Here is a 20,706-nt window from a genome sequence, read left to right as displayed (position 1 = left end):
TGATCATATTTATTTAAAATAAGGATATCCGTTCTTGTTCTTAGAGCGTAAGAATTTTATCAAGTCTTGAGAAGCCTCTAATTCAAGAAGTACATTTCCAAACAACCTTGACATCAAAACATTATTCTTAATGAGGTCGTTATACCTGTTAAGTTCGGCTTGGTGCAACATTCCCCAAAGCGGTTTCCTTTCTCTGACAGTGATTTCAACGGATTCTTGTTTTGATTTTTGAATTACAAAATCTCTTTTGTTGTACCAATCCTCGTCGTTCCAATACCAATCACCATACGCTTCTTCTGCTACATGGCCAATAGTATTATGATGCTTGAGATCTGTTCCTAAACCAATCACGATTGCATTATTATCTAAACAAAACTTCCACGACGAATCCTTTCCATGTGGTGACGGTAAAGTTCCACTGATATTATTGCGCATCATATCTTTAGCCAATGGACCAACTGCACATAAAGGATTCAAAGGATGAAGGCTAATCTCTGCTTCAGACATTCGCATAAGGAACGTTGGAAGCAAACCTGAAGATACAGGAGTTCTACGAGGGTTATAAGTACATTTTGGAGGTCTATATGACGATTGTAATTTTTGAATTGCGTCAGGTTCTTCCTTATAGCTTCTTATAACAGGCATTGCAAGAGTGCCTGTTTCACCTATCAGGTTCTTCAATTTTACTATAATTTCTAATGGAGTCAATCCAGTAGCTTTCAAACTATCATAAGAAGAATGAACAATAAGCAAAGAACCGTCCTTCACACCCCAATCTCGAAGTTGCTCAAGGATGCTATCAAAATCTACATTTTCAAGTTGTTTATCCTTGATAGACATATTAGATTCTTTATTTGGATTAAACCGTCCTAAACATTTGCTATTATGCCAGTATATTTGCCTCAATATAACCTCAATGCGAGGATGCAGTAATGCAATTCTATGATATAAAGTTGAAACTAATCCAGCCATGCTATTTCAAATTTAATGATTTATCAATAGCAATCTTATACCGATATCTTAAGATAACATTCTTTAAAATAATCCACCTTACTTGTAACTGATACCCTACTGAAGGTCTTTTCTTCGGTGTCGCATTGTTTGAATGTTCTCTATGCAAAATTAGCGGTTTGTTTACTACACTTATGCGAGACTTTCCACAACTAAGAAGACTGCCTGTCCACCAATCATGAGATCGGTATATTGTGGGAATAGGAATAACCACACTCTTATATGCAGCCCTAAATGCCATACAACAACCGATATAACTTAATCTAAAAAAATTCCCCAAAAAAGAAGTTCTAACCCCACCTCTAAATTTAAATGTCGATTCATGAATCACATTCAACTCTGAATCAGTTAATTTCGCATCATGAATTACAACAGATACACGAGGATCTTCGAATTCTTTTATTATCGACTTGATTTTACTATCCATCCAGATGTCATCTTGGTCGGAAAAGAAAATAATATCTCCAGAACAATGCTCAACCGCATTTTGAAAGTTTTTGACAACGCCGGGCTTATAAGGATTAGAATAAACTTTTATTCTTTTATCTCGCTTAGAGTAATCATTCAGAATTAAAAGGGTTGTATCCAAGGACTTATCATAAGAAACTATTAATTCATCTTCTGTTCCCAATTGAAATAATATAGAATCTATTTGTTCTTTTATATACTTAGCTCCATTATAAGCAGCCATTGCTACAGATATTTTCATTGCAAATATTTATTTTAACAATCTTATAATCTTATCTGTTTCTAATTTGTAATTAAAATTATTTTGAGCAACGATTTTTCCCTTTTCTCCAATTTTCCTTGCTTCTTTCTCATTAGTTAAAAGCCATAAAAGTTTAGTAGCAAAATCTTCTGGATTATCTGGTTCTGCAAAAAGACATGTTTCCCCATCTACAAGAAAATCGCTCAACTCCCCTACTTTTGTAAGCACAATAGGATTTCCCGTTAAAAGATATTCTCCTACCTTTGTTGGAAATCCATATTCAGCTTGAATATTATTAGGGCGATCTAAAGCTAAAATTTCCGCATTCATTAAAATAGAAGGGACTTCATTAGCAGAAACAAGACCTAACATACAGACTCTATTCTCCAAATGATTTTCTCTAATTATTTCTTTTTGTACATCTATATCAGATTGAGGCCCTTTCCCCAATAAATAAAGTTTTATGTCAAGATCTTTTTTTGCTATAATAGCAAAAGATTTAATCAATCCATCCACACCATCTTTAAAGTTCTCACCATTACCACAATATGCAATATAACGTTCTTTCGGATTTCTACTTAAATAAGCAAAACGATTATTATCTACCAGCATATTCAAAATATAAATATTTTTTTCATTCACTCCTCTATCTACACAATATTTTTTCAATCTTTTTGAAATAACAAATATATTTTTACAACACCTCATAAAATGAATATGCAATTTTTGTTGTATATGTCCATACAATCCTTTACCAAATATAAATGGAGGATACTCCGTAAATTCATGATAATAATTCCTCTTATGAAAAGATAAAAGCAACATTACTAAAGGTATCAATCCATAATAATATATAGGTTCCTTTTTAGGCAATTTGAACAATAATTTCCAAGCACTACTAACCACTCCCAGAAATTGGTTTTTACATGAAATTGAATCACCCCAGTATTCAAAAGATACATTCGGAATTTGTTCCTCGCATTTAAGACCACACGAAGTTGATAAAAAAACAATTTTTACACATACACCTTTTTCTCCAAGTCCTTTAGATATAGTCAAAATCCGTCTTACACCAGCAAGTGTTGGTATATATCTTTGCATTATTATTATCATAATATCATTTATTCCTAACAATTTGAATATCAAAAAATTTACTCAATACATACAACGGAATGAAAATCAACAACTGTGCTTTTCCAAAAATTTGGTTATTCGCATTAAGATAAAAAAAACAGATTCCAAGCAATACAAATATAGGGAAACAAGTCAAATCATTAGAATTCAAACATAATTTCCAATAATGTCCCCATATGATTGCTAAAATAAATATCAACATAGGAACAAAAAAGAAAGTTACATCATTTGCAAAAGCAACATAAGCAGAATACCAATATTGCCCATTCTTAACACCTTCTTTTTGTGAAATTCTATACTCATAAGTCCTTTTTTCAATTTCATCTGCATTTACACCCATCTTTTGTAAAAAATTAGCTAAATACTTAGAAGAACCTAATCCATAACACCATTGAAAATCCATTCCTAATGCCCAATCTAAATGTTCTAATCCTTGAGTTAAATAGCTACTAAAGCCTAATATAGAAGATCTCATATCTTCAGGGACCAATACCATATTTTCTGAATTAATTTTATTACCACTTATTGTATTTACTCCGAAACTCTTTTTATCCTGAATTCTAGAACTATAGGAGCCACAAAAGAAGATTAAAGCTGCTAATACTAATACAACAAGTAAAAATACATTCTTACCACCTAAGGTTAATTTAATAAAACGAGCATTCACATTTTTACAAGTAGACAACAACAATGCAAAGAAAAATAAGGCTAAATAATCAAATATCAACTTATTCGTACCTACAATTATATATGAACATACCTGAACAACAACAACAAATACCGTGACTGTTCTTTGAAATATTGATACTCTAGAAAAAAACAAAATACAATTATATATTACTAACGTACATAAAGGACTAAATAAAAAATGATATAACAACCAACTATTCTCAAATATTGATATAGCAAGTATATTTTCACCTCGTTCATAATATGCATCACCAAATCCCTGTGAAGCCAAAACAATTTTAGATAAGATAACATTCAGCGACACTGTTTCAGAAGCTAGTGATATCATTAAAAAAGGATATAAATCTACAATACATAATATTAACAGAATATTAAGCCATCGATTATTTATAAATATTTTTTTTTTATTTTTCATAGGTAATCGATACCCACACTTAAATCCATAATTAATTGACAATAAAACACTTATATAAAATATTATCATTAAGAAGATATGCTCTCTTGTCCAATTTAAGGCGGAAAACATATATAAAAGAAAAACAAAAATCATATACAGGAGTACAATCCTTTTAGGAGCCTGCTTAATATATAGTCTCATAATTACTTAATCCAAATACCTCTTGCACTATTATTAATTATTCTATTTAACTGAATTCTCCCAAATACAGCTTGTAACAAATATACAAAAGTAGGAATCATTGTAACAGCGACAAGACCTAAATATCTCGCACTCATTGTTAATACAGGCCAAGATATAATTGCACATATTACATAAATAAGAAGTTGTATCCTAATATGGCCAATACCATTCAGACACATCATGTATGTACTCGCAAAACATTGAACCATAATTAAAATCATCATTGAGAATGATAAAATGGTAGGAATAAAAATTTTTCCATCAATCCAAATTTTATAAACAGGACCTGATAACAAAAACATAAAAAATAGGATAACCACAAATAAATAATTTAAACGTTCAAGTCTACGAAAAGTTTTTCTCATCCACATATAATCTTTTTTTGTATATGCATCAGTAAAGGCAGACCAGACAGGCGCTAAAATCATATTTAAAACCATATATAAAATAGAAAAATACCTATTTGATATACTATATTGAGAAACTGCACTAGGACCTAGTTCCCTCGTAATTACCAAATTTATAACTTGAAATATAGCGATTAAAGATACTTGAATAATAGCAAACTGTATTCCTAAACTTGCAATACTTTTTATTTGAGAAAATTCTATAAATCTAAAAGATGGAGAATATATTTTATATCTCGAGTATTTAAAAACTAGCAATGAAACTACAAATAACATCATAAAAGGAATTACAGAGGAAACAAATGCCAAATCAACAAGAGAACCTTTTGTATTTCTTGTTAAAACAAATAAAACAATCAACACAGCATATTGAGAGATTCCATTTATTATTGATGTAACTCCCGGTTTCATATCAGCTGCTAATAAAGAATTAAATACATTAGCAATCATAGTAAGTGAAGTAAATATCACCACTATTTCAAACACTTTCTTCAATTCAAATTGTAAATTATTTGATAATCTCAGAAATTCACACCAATTAATATAACGGTTTGCAATAAACAAAAATATTAATAACACAAGAACAATACATGCTACTGAAAAATATGTCGTACTAACATATTTCCTCGCAAGTTTGTAATCCCTATTGGCTTTTGCCTCTGCAAATTTATTTCTAAAACCATGCCCAAAACCTAAATCAAAGAAAGTAATCCAACCTATAATAGAAGAAATTGTTAACCAAATTCCATATTTTTCGGAATCGACATAATCTATTGTAATAGGTACAATAAGTAGCATTGATAAAAGATTAGCTACTTTCATTGTCATCGTAATCAATGCATTTTTTAATATTAATTGAGACCTTTGATCTATAGCTACATAATACTTATAATATCTTTTAGGCAATAATTTTAATATAAATTCTTTTATGATTTTATTAAAAAAAACTTTAGTCATCTTTAATGTTTATTAGAATTAAAGCTATAGATTTAAAGCATCATTCTATATAAATCAAATTTAAACCCTATCAATTACAATAAAAGCCTCCCAGGTCAGCTTGGCCGCCTGGAGTAAACTCAAGGTTCCCATCACGTTAGTTCTCGCAAATGTGAAAGGCTCCTTGATAGAGCGGTCAACATGCCCCTCTGCCGCTAGGTGGATGATACCATCAATTCGCTCCGCTTGTATCAACTTGCAAAATGCGTCGAAATCGCAGATGTCCATCTTCACGAACTTATAGTTCGGTCTGTCCTCTATATCCTTGAGGTTGGCAAGATTGCCAGCATACGTCAACTTATCCAAGTTAATGATGTTGTACTCGGGATATTTATTCACGAAAAGACGAACCACGTGACTACCGATGCAACCCGCACCTCCCGTGATCACTATATTTCTTTTTGCCATAATTTTTATTGATTTTTTTAATTACCGATACATTGTTTTAGAGATTCCGTCCAGTAGGGTATTTTCAACCCGAAGACTTTCTTGATTTTTGTCTTGTCCAATACCGAATAAGAGGGTCTTTTCACCGGGCTGGGAAACTCGTCACTATGACAAGGTTGCACGTCACACGCTGTCGTGCCGTTGTATTCCGCAATCATTTTCGTGAAGTCATACCAAGAACAAACCCCCTCGTTAGAGTAGTGATAAATGCCTGTTTGGCTACCATCGAATTTTTTGATGATTACCGTTATCGCTCGTGCCAAATCAAGCGCGTAAGTGGGCGTACCCACTTGGTCGAAAACCACTTGAAGGCTCGGTTTCGTGGCGGTAAGGTTCATCATCGTTTTGCAAAAATTCTTGCAGAATTCCGAGTATAACCAAGCCGTGCGAATAATCACGTGATGACAACCTGTGGCTATAATTTTTTGTTCTCCTCCTAATTTTGTCATGCCGTACACCCCAGTCGGGGTTCCTTGTTGCTCCTCCCTGCAAGGGACATTATAAGGTTCTCGCCCGAATACATAATCGGTGGATATTTGCACGAGCAAGCCGTCAACTTCCTTGATAACTTGAGCCAAGTTTTCCGGGGCATCGGCATTAAGTTTTAATGCCAGGGCCTCGTTCGTTTCCGCCACGTCCACGTTCGTGTAAGCGGCACAATTCACGATAACGTTCACGCCTTGAGTGTTCACCATCTCGCGCACGGCATGGATATCGGTTATATCAAGATAAACGGTTTCCACACCTTCCACTTGATTGACATCGGTAAAGATGTAACTATCATCACTGTTTCGAGACACAATGCGCATCTCATTGCCAAGTTGACCGTTGGCTCCTGTCACGAGTATTACCATTTCAATCGAGTTCTGGGTAAAGGTTCATGTTATAATCAAACGGTGAATCAAAATCCTTTAAACAAGGATGCTTGATATCCTTTTCCGAGAGCACGGCATTCTCTACCGGGATTTGCCAATTTATCCCTAGTTCCCCGTCTTTTATACTTATTCCACCGTCCGCTTCCGGGGCGTAAAAGTTATCACACTTGTATTGGAACACCGCTGTATCGCTCAACACGGCAAAGCCGTGAGCGAAACCGCGGGGGATGAAGAACTGGCGGTGATTATCTTCACCCAGTTCCACGGACACGTGTCGCCCGTACGTGGGTGATCCCTTGCGGATATCTACCGCCACGTCAAGCACACGACCTTTCACGCAACGAACCAGTTTGCTTTGAGCGAACGGGGGACGTTGAAAATGCAAACCTCGCATCACGCCATAACTTGACATGCTCTCGTTATCCTGCACGAAGTTTATCGCCCGGACTTGTTTCTCGAATTCCCTACGGGAAAAACTCTCGAGGAAATAACCTCTCGCATCCTTGAACACACGTGGCTCGATGATAACCAAACCGTCTATTGCTGTTTTTATCACCTTCATCGTTAATCCAAATTAGATTTGCCCGTTTCTTTTATCTCGTCAATTACCTTGAGAAGGTATTGCCCGTATTGATTCTTTAACATCGGGCAAGCAAGTTCTCGCATGCGCTCTTCAGTAATCCATCCCTGGCGATAAGCGATACCCTCGAGACAAGCCACTTTCAACCCCTGTCGTTTTTCCAGTACCTCGATATAAGTGGACGCTTCTGACAAGGAATCGTGCGTGCCGGTATCAAGCCAGGCAAAACCGCGATCAAGTGTCTGCATCTTTAATTCCCCGTCAGCCAAAAACTTCTGGTTTACCGTTGTGATCTCGTACTCCCCGCGAGCAGAAGGTTTTATATTTCTAGCCACTTCAACCACCTTGTTTGGGTAAAAATACAAACCAACAACAGCGTAATTACTTCTCGGACAAGCCGGTTTCTCTTCTATGGAAAGACAATTCCCATCCTTATCAAATTCTGCCACCCCGTAACGCTCTGGATCACTAACCCAGTAACCGAAAACAGTTGCTTTCTTGTCCTCGTCTACCGCACGAACAGCCTCTTTAAGCATGCTTGTGGAACCGGAACCGTGGAATATATTATCACCAAGCACCAAACAAGCGGAATCCTCCCCGATAAAATCTGCCCCGAGCGTGAACGCTTGCGCTAACCCGTCCGGGGATGGCTGTTCGGCATATTCAAAACGCACCCCGTAATCAGATCCGTCACCCAACAAACGCTTGAACCCAAGCAAATCATACGGCGTGGAGATAATTAAAATATCCCGAATACCGGCTAACATCAACACGGAAATGGAATAATACACCATCGGTTTGTCATAAATGGGCATCAATTGTTTAGAGACACCTCCTTGTCCGATTGCTCGTATCCCACGATGATTCGAGAGGGATAAAGGTTATCGTAAAGCGCCTTACTCTCCCGCAGAAATTCCGGGACAAAGATGATATTCCTCGTCTTGAATTTCTCTCGCACGTTTTTAGTGTAACCAACTGGAATCGTGCTTTTAATAACCATAATAGCATTCGGGTTCACTCGCGTCACCTTCTCGATCACGTCCTCCATTGCCGACGTGTCAAAAAAATTCTTTTGACTGTCATAATTCGTCGGGGCGGCAATTACCACGAAATCGGCATCCCTGTACCCCATCTCCCAATCCGTAGTGGCACGAAGGTTCAAAGGTTTCGTTGCCAAGTACTCCTCTATATAATCATCTTGAATAGGTGATCTTTTACTATTCACCAGTTCAACACGCTCGGGCACAATATCCACGGCTGTCACCTCGTTATGCTGGGCCAACAAGGTCGCGATGCTTAAACCGACATAACCGGTTCCTGCTACTGATATTTTTATCATGTGTTAATAATTGTTGCTAGTTTTATTACCCTCTGCAAACTCCCGTTTCGCCAAAATATAAAAAACCTCCGATACTAAAGCAAAATCCGCCTCCTGCCCCGCTTGTCGGAAGCACTCGATTCTTTTATCCTCCTCACGCTCCACGCTAACATGTAAACGAGCCCGTTCTTCCTCCAACCGTTTATAATCTTCCTTGGGCAACATCATCGCCCCAACCACGTCATCATACAAGCAAATAGCATCCCACCAAGACAACAACACACCACGAGCACCACCTCGAATATATCCCAAGGCCTCCGTGACCAAGTGCCCTGCAAGTTCCCCACACGCCTCATCTCCGGCAAAATAATAACAATTACATAGCATCCGGCAAATATTCGGTGTCCGACAAGGCAATGAGATCTTGCCGTTCCCCCGTGCCGACAGTATCCGGTACGCCGCGTCCAAACCGTTTTTCAAGTAACCCAAGTCCGAGTACAACTGGTAGACATCCATCTTGTCCGCCGCATAACCGGCACGGGTATCCACGGGAACATCACCGTTCAACTGTCCGGGGTACAAGTGAATGATTGATTTCGCTCGCTCGTGGATAGCACCGGGAGTGCCGAAATCATTCTCCAACCACGGGTATACCCGTACCATAGAGTACATCGTCAGGTAACCGTGTAACAAACCGGACAATAATGCCGGGGGATACAACCGGAAATCAAGACTGTCCAGTTGCTTGTACAATTCGTGAAATAAACCTTTTTCCATCTCTATTTCTTGATTCACGATTTTAGATTTATGATTTTAATTGTACTTCTTGACTCTTTTTTAATCATAAATCGTAATTCATAAATCTTAAATTAATTGTTTCTCTCTATTTTTTCAAGGAATGAACCCGGGATATAAGACGTGGCAATCGATGCTACACCTTCCAAGCGGATTACCACCCGCTTGTGACCTCGCAAACGCACCAGCTCTCCTTCCAACCCCACTAACGGACCTTTAATCACTCGAATCCGATCTCCTCGCTTCAAGTCTTTATTCAATACCTCGATTCCGGCGGCAGAAAAATCCAACAAGAACATGAAATCTTCCATCTGTTTGTCGGGAACGATCAAGGAGCGACGACCTTCGATATCCTTCAAGTAAACAATATTCAGGGAATACTCGTTGAGCAAGGAGAAACTCGTTACTTTATCCGTACGGATAAAAATCATACCGTGAATCAAAAGGACACGAATCGTTTTCCGACCAAACGGGGTATCGCGAACTTGCTCCTCACGCGGGAGAAAATTCTCGATTCCCAATTCATCCAATTTCTTCTTGATCACCAATTCTTGGTTCACTCGCGTGTAAGCGACATACCAATGCAATTTCTTATCCTCGATCATGTAATTGTTTATTCTATCAGCCGACCGGACGCGCTTCGCGCACTAACCCTATTACCGGTCCTGATTTATTGCCATGTGTTTCATGCGCCCCACTTAAACAGTGTTATATATTATAGACACACGAAAGCTGTTTTGATAAACGATATTTCATATCAACAAACCATCGTTTAATGGCATTAACAATATTTGCTCACTAACAAAATTCACAAAAACATAATCACTTAATTACGAGAAATAAAAAATGTCACTGGAAATATTTGCGGAAAATAAAAATGATGTATATTTGCAGCGCATTAAACGATCATTTATTAATTCACAAATTGAATTATGAAATAACAAAGTATCAAATAGATACGACACATTCCTGTAAACATTTGAATGATCATTGCACAATCATTGCTTAACCACAAAAATCCTGCATATACACATCATAAATATAGCATAAACGCAAATTTACGTCTATGCTACGTTCATGATTCGTTCATGCTTCGAACTTGAGGTTAGGTATCGATAGACTTAGTATGGCGAAAAGATATACTACGAGTCCTTCATCTTCTGCAAATACCCCTCCGAGAATATCCGGCGGCTCCATATGGTCTGCATGATTCCCCGTAAAGCCAGATAAACAAGAAACGAAAGCCATAACATGTGATTGTTCGTGGTCCCGGAACAAGTATAATATATAAGGAAGAAAGCCCCGGAAGCAACCAACATCGCCCACAACATGTATCGGGTAGCCGTGGCTCCTATCAAAATACCGTCCCATAGAAAAGCGGCAAATCCTGCCAAGGGAATTGCCAGAACCCAGTAAAAATAATGGCTTGCCGTTTGAATCACTTCCCAGTCATTCGTGAGCAAACCGAGAAAACCTTCTCCCCCGACTACATATAAAACGGTAAACACCAAGGATAATCCCACGCCCCAGCCGAATAAAGCCCGTACTGCCTGCCGCAACCGGCGAAGATCACAAGCCCCCACGTAACGTCCGGCAAGAGCCTCTCCCGCGTAAGCAAAGCCATCCATGATATAGGAGAATAAGGTAAACAACTGCATTAACAAAGTATTGACAGCCAAAATCACATCCCCCTGCCTTGCTCCCGTGGAAGTGAAAAATGTAGTTACCCCGATCAGGCACAAGGTACGCAAGAAAATATCACGGTTCACGGCAAAGAATCTGCGCATGGCAAGCAACTGAAGACTCCCCTTGAATTTGATAAGCGGTCGTAACTCCTTAAAATTAAACCACCAAAGTCCGGCAGCCATAAATACCCCGCTGTACTGGGCTATTACTGTTCCCAACGCCACCCCCTCGACTTTCATCCCGAACACGAAAACCAGACACGCGCTGCACAAGATATTGATCACGTTCATCACGATAGCGATATACATCGGGTAGCGGGAATTTTGCATCCCGATAAACCACCCCGTGAATCCGTATTGTGCCAGCACGGCAGGTGCCCCCCAAATGCATATCCGAAAATAAGTAACAGCGTATCGTTCTACTTCAGCACTCGTGTCCAATAACCTGAAAGCCAAGCGTTCTATGGGATATTGAAGAATCAGCATCAGCACGGCGGAAATCAGTCCCACGCTCACCGCCTGCACGAGAACCCGCATTTCCGCATCTTGGTCTTTTCGCCCGAATGCCTGTGAGGTCAGTCCACTGGTTCCCATCCGCAGAAAACCGAAATTCCAGTACAAAATATTAAACAATAATCCCCCCACCGCGATAGCACCGATAAAGGCGGTAGCCCCCAAATGCCCCACGATCGTCACGTCCACCAATCCCAACAAAGGAACGGTGATATTTGACACGATAGAAGGAATAGCAAGACGAAGTATTCTACGATTCATTGCTTGTACCCGATTGTCTGCCGTTCCGAAATCATACTATCCAACATTTGCGGGGTGAACATCTCCACGTCCTGCTTTACAATTGAATAAGTATGCTCCGTACCATTAATCTTTCCATTCTTTGCCAAACGTTGTATTCGGTTACGAATCATCATTTCCGCGACCAGTTTTATCAAACGGGCACTCGCGTGACTTCGTTTCTTGTTGTTCACGATATAGGAAATAAACCGAGCCATATGCTGTTGTGCCGTCCGGGTCATACGGGTATTGTCCGTCGCCAGATCCCGTTTGAGTATTTCCATTAACTCATCCTCCGTGTAGTCCTCGAAAACAAGAATATTAATCATGTCGGAAACCTTCTCCACCTCGTCGTTAATAATCTGGCGGGGCGGGTCCTGTTTGGCGTAAATCACGTTATAAGCCCCCGGTTGAGTCGCCAACTGGTTCACGAGTATAGCCCTCACCCGATCCCGGAAGCCGGAGATTTCATTCAGGCTACTGGAATCTTCATCGAAGAAGAACAGCCCCCCCTTGGATTGCAACAAGGCAACACCGATACTCTGCACGGCATCCTCCTCCGTCAACCCGATCAGACGTTCCACCTTAAAGCTGGTCACCTCGCTCTTGTCTATAATTCCCATAGCCTTATAAATACGGGCAATAATACGTGCAACCGTTCCCTTCCCCATACCGGAATTACCGGTAAAACACCATTGCAGGGACAGACGGGTATTTAGCTTGATCCCTTGTTGATTGTAATGACGAGCCAGATCCACGAAATCATGAATCTGTTTTTTAAGCTTCTCTTGTCCTATCATGTGATCCAAATCCTTCAAGGCCGCGGTGATTGACTTCTCGTCAAAAGTATCCTTGTAGGAATTGGGAAGCTCGGAAGTTGCCGTGGGTATATCCGCTGCCATCAACGTCGTGATCTCCTTCCGGGTAAGTTCCCTCTCTTTTCTGATCTTCATGGTGCGGGCAGACAGGTTGTGAATGGCTTTATCCACCATCTTATCGACAAATAGAGCATTCCCGAAATATTTATCATGTTCTTTGCATACCTGTGTGACCAAAGCATGGAATGCCTCTTTCGCCTTCGGGTGCAAAGTGTAATTCTTCTCGGTTATCTTCTGGACGGCTATTTCCAGCAACTCTTCCGGCGTGTAATCGGCAAAATGGAAGTGATACGGGAAAAGCGTCTTCACTCTCGGGTTCCCGGTAAGCGCCTTGTCCATTTCATCCGGATCGCCACTCAATATCACGATGGTATCCCCGTTATCCGCGGGCGACAATTGCCCGAAAATAACGCTTAATGCCGAAGCTCCCGCGCTGTCTTGGAATAATGTATGAGCGTCTTCCAAGAAAAGGATACCACCCCTCGCTTGTTCAAACACGTACATGGCAATCTGTTGAGGCGGAATAGAACCGTCGCCGATAAGTTCTCCCCTGCTCCTGACCGTTACCATGGACGTTTGCAATATCCCCGCGGACTCGAATATCTCCCCGAGCATACGTGCCACGGTAGTTTTTCCCGTTCCCCGGTTCCCGGTAAACAACATGTGCAGAGGCGGAATCACATCGGCATAACCGTGTTTCTGTCTTTCCCGGATAAAATAAATATAATTGATATAGCTGATCAAGCTGTTTTTCAATTCCTTCGAGCCGATCATCTCGTTAAACGCGTCTACCGATTTATTCGGATCGGGCTGCTCGAGGGTTTCGATATCCTCTACCTTGAGCAACATCATATCCTCTTTCGAGCGAGTACCCTTGTGATTCGACATCAAGCGCTTTGCCATCCGGTTCGCGGCATCGTTCAATCGTTCCTCTATAAACCTGCCGTTATCGAATCCCGACTCTTTCACGGTACAGCAATCCTTCAGCATATTAAAGAATTTGTTCTCCGCCTCCGGCGTAAACTTGAATTGCCTTTTCTCCAGCATCTGGCGGGTAATCTCCATCAATTCCTCCGCCGAATAATCATCAAAGATAAACTGGTAAGGGAAACATTTCTTCATACCCGGGATTCCATCGGAAATAGCCTGCAAAGGCATCCCGTCTCCCGCCATGACCACCACCAGAGGCGGTTGTTCCTGTTCCAGTATTCCCAACAACACGGTAAAAATACGCATCGCCGGATCGTTCGGGTCATTCGTCGGGTACAATTCGTCAGCATCCTCTATGTAAAGGATTCCACCCGTGCTCTTCGCGATGGCTTCCCGAATTAATTGTTCTTCCACCGCCATTCCCGGACGGGAAAAATCTTCCCGTTTATATTGATGTATTTTCCCGTTCGCCAAAACACCCGAATGGTAGAGAATCTCTCCCACGATCCCGGCAACCGTGTGTTTACCGGTTCCCGGGTTACCCATAAAGATCATGTTCATCAGAGGAAGTTTATCACTGAAGCCGTTCTCCTGCCGCATCTTCACGAACTCCGCCAACTCGTAAACACGGGTAATTTCTTCTTTTACCTTACGTAACCCGACCAGTTGGTACAAACGGGACAGTGCCTCCTCCTTATCTTGGGGTGTTGACGACATACCCGCCGCCTCGTGCACCTGACCGTTCACCGCGGCTATTTCGTCGGCGAAATTATAGGGCACATCCTGTTCTCCGATGGCAAACTCCAGTTGAATCACGGGTTGATCGAAGCACGATACTTCTACCCGGTATTCTCCTTCCTCCCAGAAATTCTCCAGCCCGGCTCCCAGATCCAAGGCGAAACAAAGCAAACGCTTTCCCTCCCGGTTCGGGATATAGTAATTTCCTTTAGCTACCCGATTCGCCTTCATCATCCCGCTCGAGTCAAAAATATTTATCATGAATTCATACGTCCATTCGCTGGACAAGAAATTCTCCGCCACGAGATAGAAACGCACGTCTGTCAACCCTTCCCCGGCAAAAGCCCGAAATGAATGAGGTCGTTGTACATCGGGAGCCTCCTCCACGCATTTATCCAAACCGATATCCAATAATTGGAAATAATCACGATACAGATCGTGCGATTCCAACAGATGTATTTCATCGGACAAGCCCGCCTGCCCGTTGATAACCATTTGCACCCGGTAAACACCCTCTTTAAGAGTAAAACCGGTGAAGTCTTCAGCAGAGAAATCGGTCGAAAACCGGAAAACAGGTTCCACCTCCGGAATGGTAACCTTTCCCCCCTTTTGCGCCACGAGCACAGGTTGCTCCCCGTTCATATACACGAGAGCGGCAACAATCTCCGCGTCCCATGCCTTTTCATCAAATTGTTTATTTATTATTTCCGTATCCACGTACAACCTCTCCACCTCGTTCAACCGGAAAACCGTGCGATAACGCTTGTTCCCAGCGAAATCAATGCTCCCGCTACAACTCGTGCGAATACTTTTGAATTTAAAATTTATATCTGTAGCAGCTTGATCTTTCGACACTTTTGTGCTTTTTGCTTTCCCTGCCATAATCGTTTATTTACATTTTTATTACTCTGTCATCCCCTCCGCTTCTCTTCGCTTCCAAAATTAGCTTTATTTTTGACAAAAGACTATTTTTGCATCGTTTTATTTAAAATCAAAAAGTATGCTAAAACATATCGTCATGTGGAAACTCAAGGAGTTTGCCGAAGGAAAAACAAAAGCGGAAAACGCAATCATCATGAAAGAAAGTCTGGAAAGACTCGTAGGCATCGTTCCGGAAATCAAATCGCTGCAAGTCGGTATCAACGAAAAAAATTCCGATATGGCATACGATGCCGTTCTTATCTCGACCTTTGAAGATGCTGATGCACTTGCCCGCTACAAAGTCCACCCGGAACACGTGAAAGTAAGCGATTATTGTAAAAAGATCCGTGAAAGCCGGGTTTTCGTGGATTTTACCGATTAAATTACACTCTGCCTCAAGAACCTGCTCAGACGTTCCTGATAGGAACGTCTATACATCCGCTTGATTTTATCGTCCAAAAACGAACGGCCTATCAACTTATCAATCAGTGGATTGTTATCCGAGAACATCTTGATAATTGCATCCCGTTTTTTAGGTAATACACCTGTCCGGTTGGCAAATGTGATAAAATCTTCTTTGCACGGGAGACCGCTATTGTGGTAAACCTCAGAATGTTCACTTTCCGGCATCAGACCACCTTGCAGTGCAAAATCCTCGTCCCGCACGTGAATGGATGTATTCATCAAGTCATAAGCGGGAGATAATAGGTAGTCACCGTTAGCAGATTGTTGCAATGAAAAGTTTTTCAAATGAGCATCGCCATTGGCAAACAGATAGTTAAATATAAGGATCGTAAATAACTTGCTCATTTCCACCTGCCACGCCGACACGTTGGCTTTCAATAGTGTAGCTACATCCTCGTAGCTTCCCGTGTATTTGTAATCCTTGCCATGAGTGAAAGTTGTTTTTTGTGCCAATGATGAAAAATCTTCCTGCTTGATTTTATTACCATTAATATCAAAGTCAAAACGCTTGGTAATATATGCCGCATCCCCGTTTGCAAAAAAGAGTAGTCCGTTTTCGGCAACATTTATCTTGTAGACTTGCTTGGCTATTTGCATGGTCAAGTGTTCATTGGCAGGAATAAAGTTACGAAAACGCAAATACTTGTAGTTCGGCATAGGCTTAATTATATATCGCCCCTGCTGTCCGGTCGGGGTAAGTATAATTTTCCCATTCTCCACAATAGCCGAAAGTTTCTCTTGCACTCCCGATACGGATATTTGATTAATGCTTTCGGTAACCTCCAAGCAATCCGCATCATAATCGAAATCCAATACAGGTGAAACCTTTTTCCCGTTAAATAGATTTTTTCGACAAACAGGGCTATACGTGTCGAACCCCGGAATCAAATTGCCGGGACAAACTTCAATCTTTATCATATCTTGTTTACCGTTATGGCCCCTATCGTGTCAGTGTGAGCCGTTGCTAATAATAACCCGAAAGCATCGTTCTCGTCAATTTTCAGAGTCTGACATTGGATGGCTTTATTTGTCCCCTCCGAAAGCATATTATAAAAGAACGGAAAAAGTTCTTTCGACAAAAATTCACGTTGGCTTTTCGGAAATGACAGACTGATTGCTGTTTGCTCCTTGTCGAGCAAGAACGCATCATCATAACGAAAAATATATACTCCATGCTCTGTTTCTGTCAACGTTCCGGCCAACACGCCATTAGCGTAAACTTCCGCTTGTCTCATTTAATTACCTCCTTCACTTTCAGTAATAATTCCAACCCCAGTGTATCCGCGATTTTAGTCAGCGTACGAACAGAAGGATTGCCTTTGCCTGTCTCTATACTTTTGATTATCCGCAGGCTTACTCCGGAATAATCTGCCAAATCTTGCTGAGTCAATCCCAACAAAGCCCGACGTTCTTTTATAATTGAATAAAAAATCATAGGTGCATTATTTTGCCTTTTACCAACAAAAATAATATTTTTATTTGACAAAACAAACGAATAGTGCATTATATTTCACCCGAACACGCTCCTGCACCCCGAAACAGAATAAAAAAAAGAGAGATTCAAACTAATTTCGAATCTCTCTTTTCGGGGGAGCGAAAAACGGGGCTCGAACCCGCGACCCCGACCTTGGCAAGGTCGTGCTCTACCAACTGAGCTACTTTCGCGTGAAAGTGAGCGAAAAACGGGACTCGAACCCGCGACCCTAACCTTGGCAAGGTTATGCTCTACCAACTGAGCTATTTTCGCATTCAAACTAATTTCAGAACTCTCGTGAGGTGTTCCTCGATTGCGATGCAAAAGTAATACCTTTTTTCTAAAAGCAAAAAAAATGACCGATTTTTTTTAGAGAAATCGGTCAAAACTCCACGTACTAATTATCTACTTAACCTGAATCGTTCTGCTTATTTTACTCTTCTCCTCGTTCTTCGGCATTGTAATTTCCAGAATACCATCCTTGTACGAAGCTTCAGCCTTCCCCACGTTATACTTGTCTTCGGGCAGCTCTACCGTACGATGAAAAGAAACGGAAGAAAATTCTTTTCTCAGAAATTTTTGATCTTTATCCTTCTCCTCTTTCTCCTCCCTCTTCTCGCACGAAATCGTCAAATAACCGTCCTTGTACTCCAACTTAATGTCATCCTTGTTCATTCCCGGAACTTGAAGATCCAATGTCAAAGTTTTCTCGTTCTCCTTCACGTTAAGAGCCGGTAACCTCCTCTGCTCTGTCGTCTCCCCGTAAGGCCATATAAAATCATCCAGTAAAGATGAATAGAAAGGCCTTAAATCATTGTTTCTTTTTACGATACTCATAAATAATTCTCCTGTTATTTAGTTTAGAAATTATATGCCATTATACGTCTTCCCCGAGCATCCGGTTTCAAAAAGAATACGTAATAATCCGTCCGGTGACTTGTTTTCTGCCGTATATTTCGTAATTTCGACTCGTCAAAAAAATTATGAACCGTAAAATTGAATATTGATATCATTTTCAATCTTCAGTTTTCATTTTTTCAATTAAATTATGGCAATTATTAGAGAACTAAACGGACACACCCCGAAATTCGGGAAAAATTGTTTCTTGGCAGAAAATGCCGCCATTATCGGTGAAGTAGAAATGGGCGACGATTGCAGTGTATGGTACGGTGCTGTTTTAAGAGGCGATGTACACTATATAAAAATAGGAAATAACGTCAATATTCAGGATAACGCGACAATACACGCTACATACCAGAAATCCCCGACCAATATAGGGAATAACGTATCTATCGCCCATAACGCGGTTGTACACGGGTGCACGATCCACGATAACGTACTTATCGGAATGGGCGCCATCGTGCTGGACAACGCTATTATCGAAAGCAACTCAATCGTGGCAGCCGGAAGCGTGGTTACCAAAGGAACTGTAGTTGAATCCGGATGGGTATACGCGGGTGCTCCTGCCAAAAAACTCAAACAAATGGGACCGGAATTATTACATAATGAAGTGGAGCGCATTGTCAACTCCTACGCTATGTATGCCAGCTGGTACAAATAATAATTGAAAATGGAGAATTGAAAATGAAAGATTCTCCATTCTAAATTTTAAATTCTAAATTTCAAAAAATGAGCGTTATTGTTTCTCCCTCGTTATTATCTGCAGATTTTCTGCATCTTTCCAAAGATATTGAAATGGTAAATCAAAGTGAAGCCGATTGGTTTCATCTGGATATCATGGACGGCGTTTTCGTACCGAACATCTCGTACGGTCTTCCGGTAGTGGCTCAAATCAAGAAAGCAGCCCAAAAACCTCTGGATGTACATTTGATGATCGTGCAACCCGAAAGATACGTGGAAGCATTCCAGAAAGCCGGAGCCGATATTTTAACCGTGCATTATGAAGCCTGTACCCACCTCCACCGGACAATTCAACAGATAAAAGCACAGGGAATGAAAGCAGGAGTTTCCCTCAATCCCCACACTCCCGTTATGCTTCTGGAGGATGTCATCCGGGATATCGACGTGGTATTACTCATGAGCGTAAACCCCGGTTTCGGTGGACAGAGTTTTATCGAGGAAACCATCAATAAAGTCATTAAATTAAAGAAATTAATCCGGGAAACAGGTGCGAAAACTTTAATCGAAATTGATGGCGGTGTAAACTTCGAAACCGGACAACGTCTGGTAGATGCAGGCGCGGATGCTTTGGTAGCGGGAAGTTTCGTTTTTAACTCCCCCGATCCGATGGCAAATATCAAAGGACTGAAAGAATTAACGATTTCTTGATTGCAGATTTTAGATTACAAAATGCATCATAAATCGTAAATCATAAATCTAAAATTACAACGTGGAAGCAATCATAAAACTTGAAAACGCGGTCATCCGCCAACAACAAAATACCATATTGAAAGAAGTCTCGTTAGAGATTGCCGAAGGGGAATTCGTGTATCTGGTAGGTAGAGTAGGTAGTGGAAAAACGTCCTTACTAAAAACACTGTATGCCGAACTCCCCTTGAAATACGGTAATGGTGAAATAGCGGGCTACAAATTGAATAAATTAAAAAAGTCACAGGTTGCTTATTTGCGCCGCAAATGCGGTATCGTGTTTCAGGACTTCAAGTTACTGACCGACAGGAATGTTTACGCCAATTTGGAGTTTGTTCTAAAAGCCACGGGATGGAAAGACAGGAAAGCGATTCGCGAAAGAATTAATGAAGTGTTGGAAAAAGTCGGTTTGCCCGACAAACGGGATAAATTCCCTCACCAATTGTCCGGCGGGGAACAACAACGCGTAGTTCTTGCCCGGGCATTACTTAACGCCCCTCCCATCATTCTAGCCGACGAGCCGACAGGTAATATTGATCCGGAAACAGCCTACCAATTGGTAGAACTCTTGAAAGACATCTGTGATAGCGGAAAAACGGTAATCATCGCCACGCATCAATACGATTTAATCCATCACTTCCCCGGACGAGTCTTCCGGTGTGAAAACGGAACATTGCACGAAGATTTTTCTTTTGCCCTTCCCCCTGTCATAATACCGGAAACAGAAACAGAAATCCTTACCGAAATCGAAGAAACGGAAACTGAAATGGAGATAAAAGTAGAAGTAAGTATTGATGCCGAGGTTATAAACGAACCGGAAAAGACCCCCGAAAAGGACAAGAAAAAAGATGATGACAACGATTCGGATATCGTTGGGTTTGAATTAATTTAAT

Annotated in this window: 20 protein-coding genes, 2 tRNA genes and 2 pseudogenes; 4 read left to right on the top strand and 20 right to left on the bottom strand. The window is 40.7% G+C overall.

All coding sequences use genetic code 11. From position 1 onward, the window contains the following. Positions 1-9: 9 nt before the first annotated feature. The 14 genes and pseudogenes from Q5866_RS10795 to Q5866_RS10730 all read right to left on the bottom strand — a co-directional run bounded on the left by Q5866_RS10795 (position 10) and on the right by Q5866_RS10730 (position 15,507). Positions 10-972: an AAC(3) family N-acetyltransferase gene (locus Q5866_RS10795; RefSeq protein WP_303180205.1), complete on the bottom strand. Its 963-nt coding sequence runs from the start codon at positions 970-972 to the stop codon at positions 10-12. A gap of 1 nt (position 973) precedes the next feature. Beyond that, positions 974-1,720, bottom strand: coding sequence for a glycosyltransferase (locus Q5866_RS10790; RefSeq protein WP_303180203.1), 747 nt, complete (start codon positions 1,718-1,720; stop codon positions 974-976). Positions 1,721-1,729: 9 nt separating this feature from the next. After that, the gene (locus Q5866_RS10785) at positions 1,730-2,833 is read right to left on the bottom strand and encodes a glycosyltransferase (protein ID WP_303180201.1); all 1,104 of its coding nucleotides are present in this window, start codon (positions 2,831-2,833) and stop codon (positions 1,730-1,732) included. Positions 2,834-2,837: 4 nt separating this feature from the next. Next, positions 2,838-3,959, bottom strand: coding sequence for a hypothetical protein (locus Q5866_RS10780; protein WP_303180199.1), 1,122 nt, complete (start codon positions 3,957-3,959; stop codon positions 2,838-2,840). Between the two features lie 185 nt (positions 3,960-4,144). After that, positions 4,145-5,548, bottom strand: coding sequence for a lipopolysaccharide biosynthesis protein (locus Q5866_RS10775; protein WP_303180197.1), 1,404 nt, complete (start codon positions 5,546-5,548; stop codon positions 4,145-4,147). A gap of 84 nt (positions 5,549-5,632) precedes the next feature. Beyond that, positions 5,633-5,995: pseudogene (locus Q5866_RS10770) on the bottom strand (GDP-mannose 4,6-dehydratase); the annotation flags it as partial. A gap of 17 nt (positions 5,996-6,012) precedes the next feature. Then, the gene (gene rfbD / locus Q5866_RS10765; protein ID WP_303180190.1) at positions 6,013-6,888 is read right to left on the bottom strand and encodes a dTDP-4-dehydrorhamnose reductase; all 876 of its coding nucleotides are present in this window, start codon (positions 6,886-6,888) and stop codon (positions 6,013-6,015) included. Position 6,889: 1 nt separating this feature from the next. Next, positions 6,890-7,471, bottom strand: coding sequence for a dTDP-4-dehydrorhamnose 3,5-epimerase (gene rfbC / locus Q5866_RS10760; RefSeq protein ID WP_303180188.1), 582 nt, complete (start codon positions 7,469-7,471; stop codon positions 6,890-6,892). Positions 7,472-7,473: 2 nt separating this feature from the next. Next, the gene (gene rfbA / locus Q5866_RS10755) at positions 7,474-8,343 is read right to left on the bottom strand and encodes a glucose-1-phosphate thymidylyltransferase RfbA (RefSeq protein WP_303180217.1); all 870 of its coding nucleotides are present in this window, start codon (positions 8,341-8,343) and stop codon (positions 7,474-7,476) included. Further along, positions 8,319-8,828: pseudogene (locus tag Q5866_RS10750) on the bottom strand (UDP-glucose 6-dehydrogenase); the annotation flags it as partial. The pseudogene Q5866_RS10750 and the gene rfbA, both read right to left, overlap by 25 nt. 3 nt (positions 8,829-8,831) lie before the next feature. Next, positions 8,832-9,602 (bottom strand): hypothetical protein, encoded by a 771-nt coding sequence (locus Q5866_RS10745; RefSeq protein ID WP_303180186.1) that lies wholly within the window; start codon positions 9,600-9,602, stop codon positions 8,832-8,834. Between the two features lie 74 nt (positions 9,603-9,676). Further along, on the bottom strand, positions 9,677-10,207 hold the full coding sequence (locus Q5866_RS10740; protein ID WP_303180184.1) for a UpxY family transcription antiterminator: 531 nt from the start codon (positions 10,205-10,207) through the stop codon (positions 9,677-9,679). Between the two features lie 537 nt (positions 10,208-10,744). Beyond that, the gene (locus tag Q5866_RS10735) at positions 10,745-12,061 is read right to left on the bottom strand and encodes an MATE family efflux transporter (RefSeq protein WP_303180182.1); all 1,317 of its coding nucleotides are present in this window, start codon (positions 12,059-12,061) and stop codon (positions 10,745-10,747) included. Then, a complete protein-coding gene (locus tag Q5866_RS10730; RefSeq protein ID WP_303180181.1) occupies positions 12,058-15,507 on the bottom strand; it encodes an AAA family ATPase in 3,450 nt (1,149 codons plus the stop codon). The genes Q5866_RS10735 and Q5866_RS10730 overlap by 4 nt, the downstream gene beginning before the upstream one ends. A gap of 118 nt (positions 15,508-15,625) precedes the next feature. On the opposite strand from Q5866_RS10730, the gene Q5866_RS10725 reads away from it, so the two are divergent. Beyond that, a complete protein-coding gene (locus Q5866_RS10725; protein WP_292267726.1) occupies positions 15,626-15,928 on the top strand; it encodes a Dabb family protein in 303 nt (100 codons plus the stop codon). Here Q5866_RS10725 and Q5866_RS10720 read toward each other — a convergent pair. From Q5866_RS10720 to Q5866_RS10695, 6 genes are all read right to left on the bottom strand, one after another. After that, positions 15,925-16,929, bottom strand: a complete 1,005-nt coding sequence (locus Q5866_RS10720) for a type II toxin-antitoxin system HipA family toxin (RefSeq protein WP_303180178.1) — start codon at positions 16,927-16,929, stop codon at positions 15,925-15,927. The two genes, Q5866_RS10725 and Q5866_RS10720, sit on opposite strands and share 4 nt — an antisense overlap. Further along, positions 16,926-17,246: a HipA N-terminal domain-containing protein gene (locus Q5866_RS10715; protein WP_303180177.1), complete on the bottom strand. Its 321-nt coding sequence runs from the start codon at positions 17,244-17,246 to the stop codon at positions 16,926-16,928. Before Q5866_RS10715 ends, Q5866_RS10720 begins: the two co-directional genes overlap by 4 nt. Further along, positions 17,243-17,446, bottom strand: a complete 204-nt coding sequence (locus tag Q5866_RS10710) for a helix-turn-helix transcriptional regulator (protein ID WP_099294559.1) — start codon at positions 17,444-17,446, stop codon at positions 17,243-17,245. Before Q5866_RS10710 ends, Q5866_RS10715 begins: the two co-directional genes overlap by 4 nt. A gap of 157 nt (positions 17,447-17,603) precedes the next feature. After that, positions 17,604-17,676, bottom strand: a tRNA-Gly gene (locus Q5866_RS10705). Positions 17,677-17,685: 9 nt separating this feature from the next. Next, positions 17,686-17,758: transfer RNA gene (locus Q5866_RS10700), tRNA-Gly, on the bottom strand. Positions 17,759-17,890: 132 nt separating this feature from the next. Next, on the bottom strand, positions 17,891-18,322 hold the full coding sequence (locus Q5866_RS10695) for an Hsp20/alpha crystallin family protein (RefSeq protein ID WP_176555073.1): 432 nt from the start codon (positions 18,320-18,322) through the stop codon (positions 17,891-17,893). Between the two features lie 211 nt (positions 18,323-18,533). Between Q5866_RS10695 and Q5866_RS10690 the strand changes: the two genes are divergently transcribed. The 3 genes from Q5866_RS10690 (at position 18,534) to Q5866_RS10680 (ending at position 20,705) form a co-directional block, all read left to right on the top strand. After that, complete coding sequence (locus tag Q5866_RS10690; protein WP_099292530.1) at positions 18,534-19,046, top strand: gamma carbonic anhydrase family protein; 513 nt, start codon at positions 18,534-18,536, stop codon at positions 19,044-19,046. 68 nt (positions 19,047-19,114) lie between these two features. Beyond that, positions 19,115-19,774 carry a ribulose-phosphate 3-epimerase gene (rpe, locus tag Q5866_RS10685; protein WP_099292531.1) on the top strand — a complete coding sequence of 220 codons (660 nt, stop codon included), beginning with the start codon at positions 19,115-19,117 and terminating at the stop codon, positions 19,772-19,774. A 61-nt stretch (positions 19,775-19,835) separates the two neighbouring features. Beyond that, complete coding sequence (locus tag Q5866_RS10680) at positions 19,836-20,705, top strand: cell division ATP-binding protein FtsE (RefSeq protein WP_303180175.1); 870 nt, start codon at positions 19,836-19,838, stop codon at positions 20,703-20,705. Position 20,706 lies beyond the last annotated feature (1 nt).

This window comes from uncultured Butyricimonas sp. (assembly GCF_959596855.1).
Classification (GTDB): domain Bacteria; phylum Bacteroidota; class Bacteroidia; order Bacteroidales; family Marinifilaceae; genus Butyricimonas; species Butyricimonas muris.
This window is presented reverse-complemented; position numbering and strand designations above follow the sequence as displayed.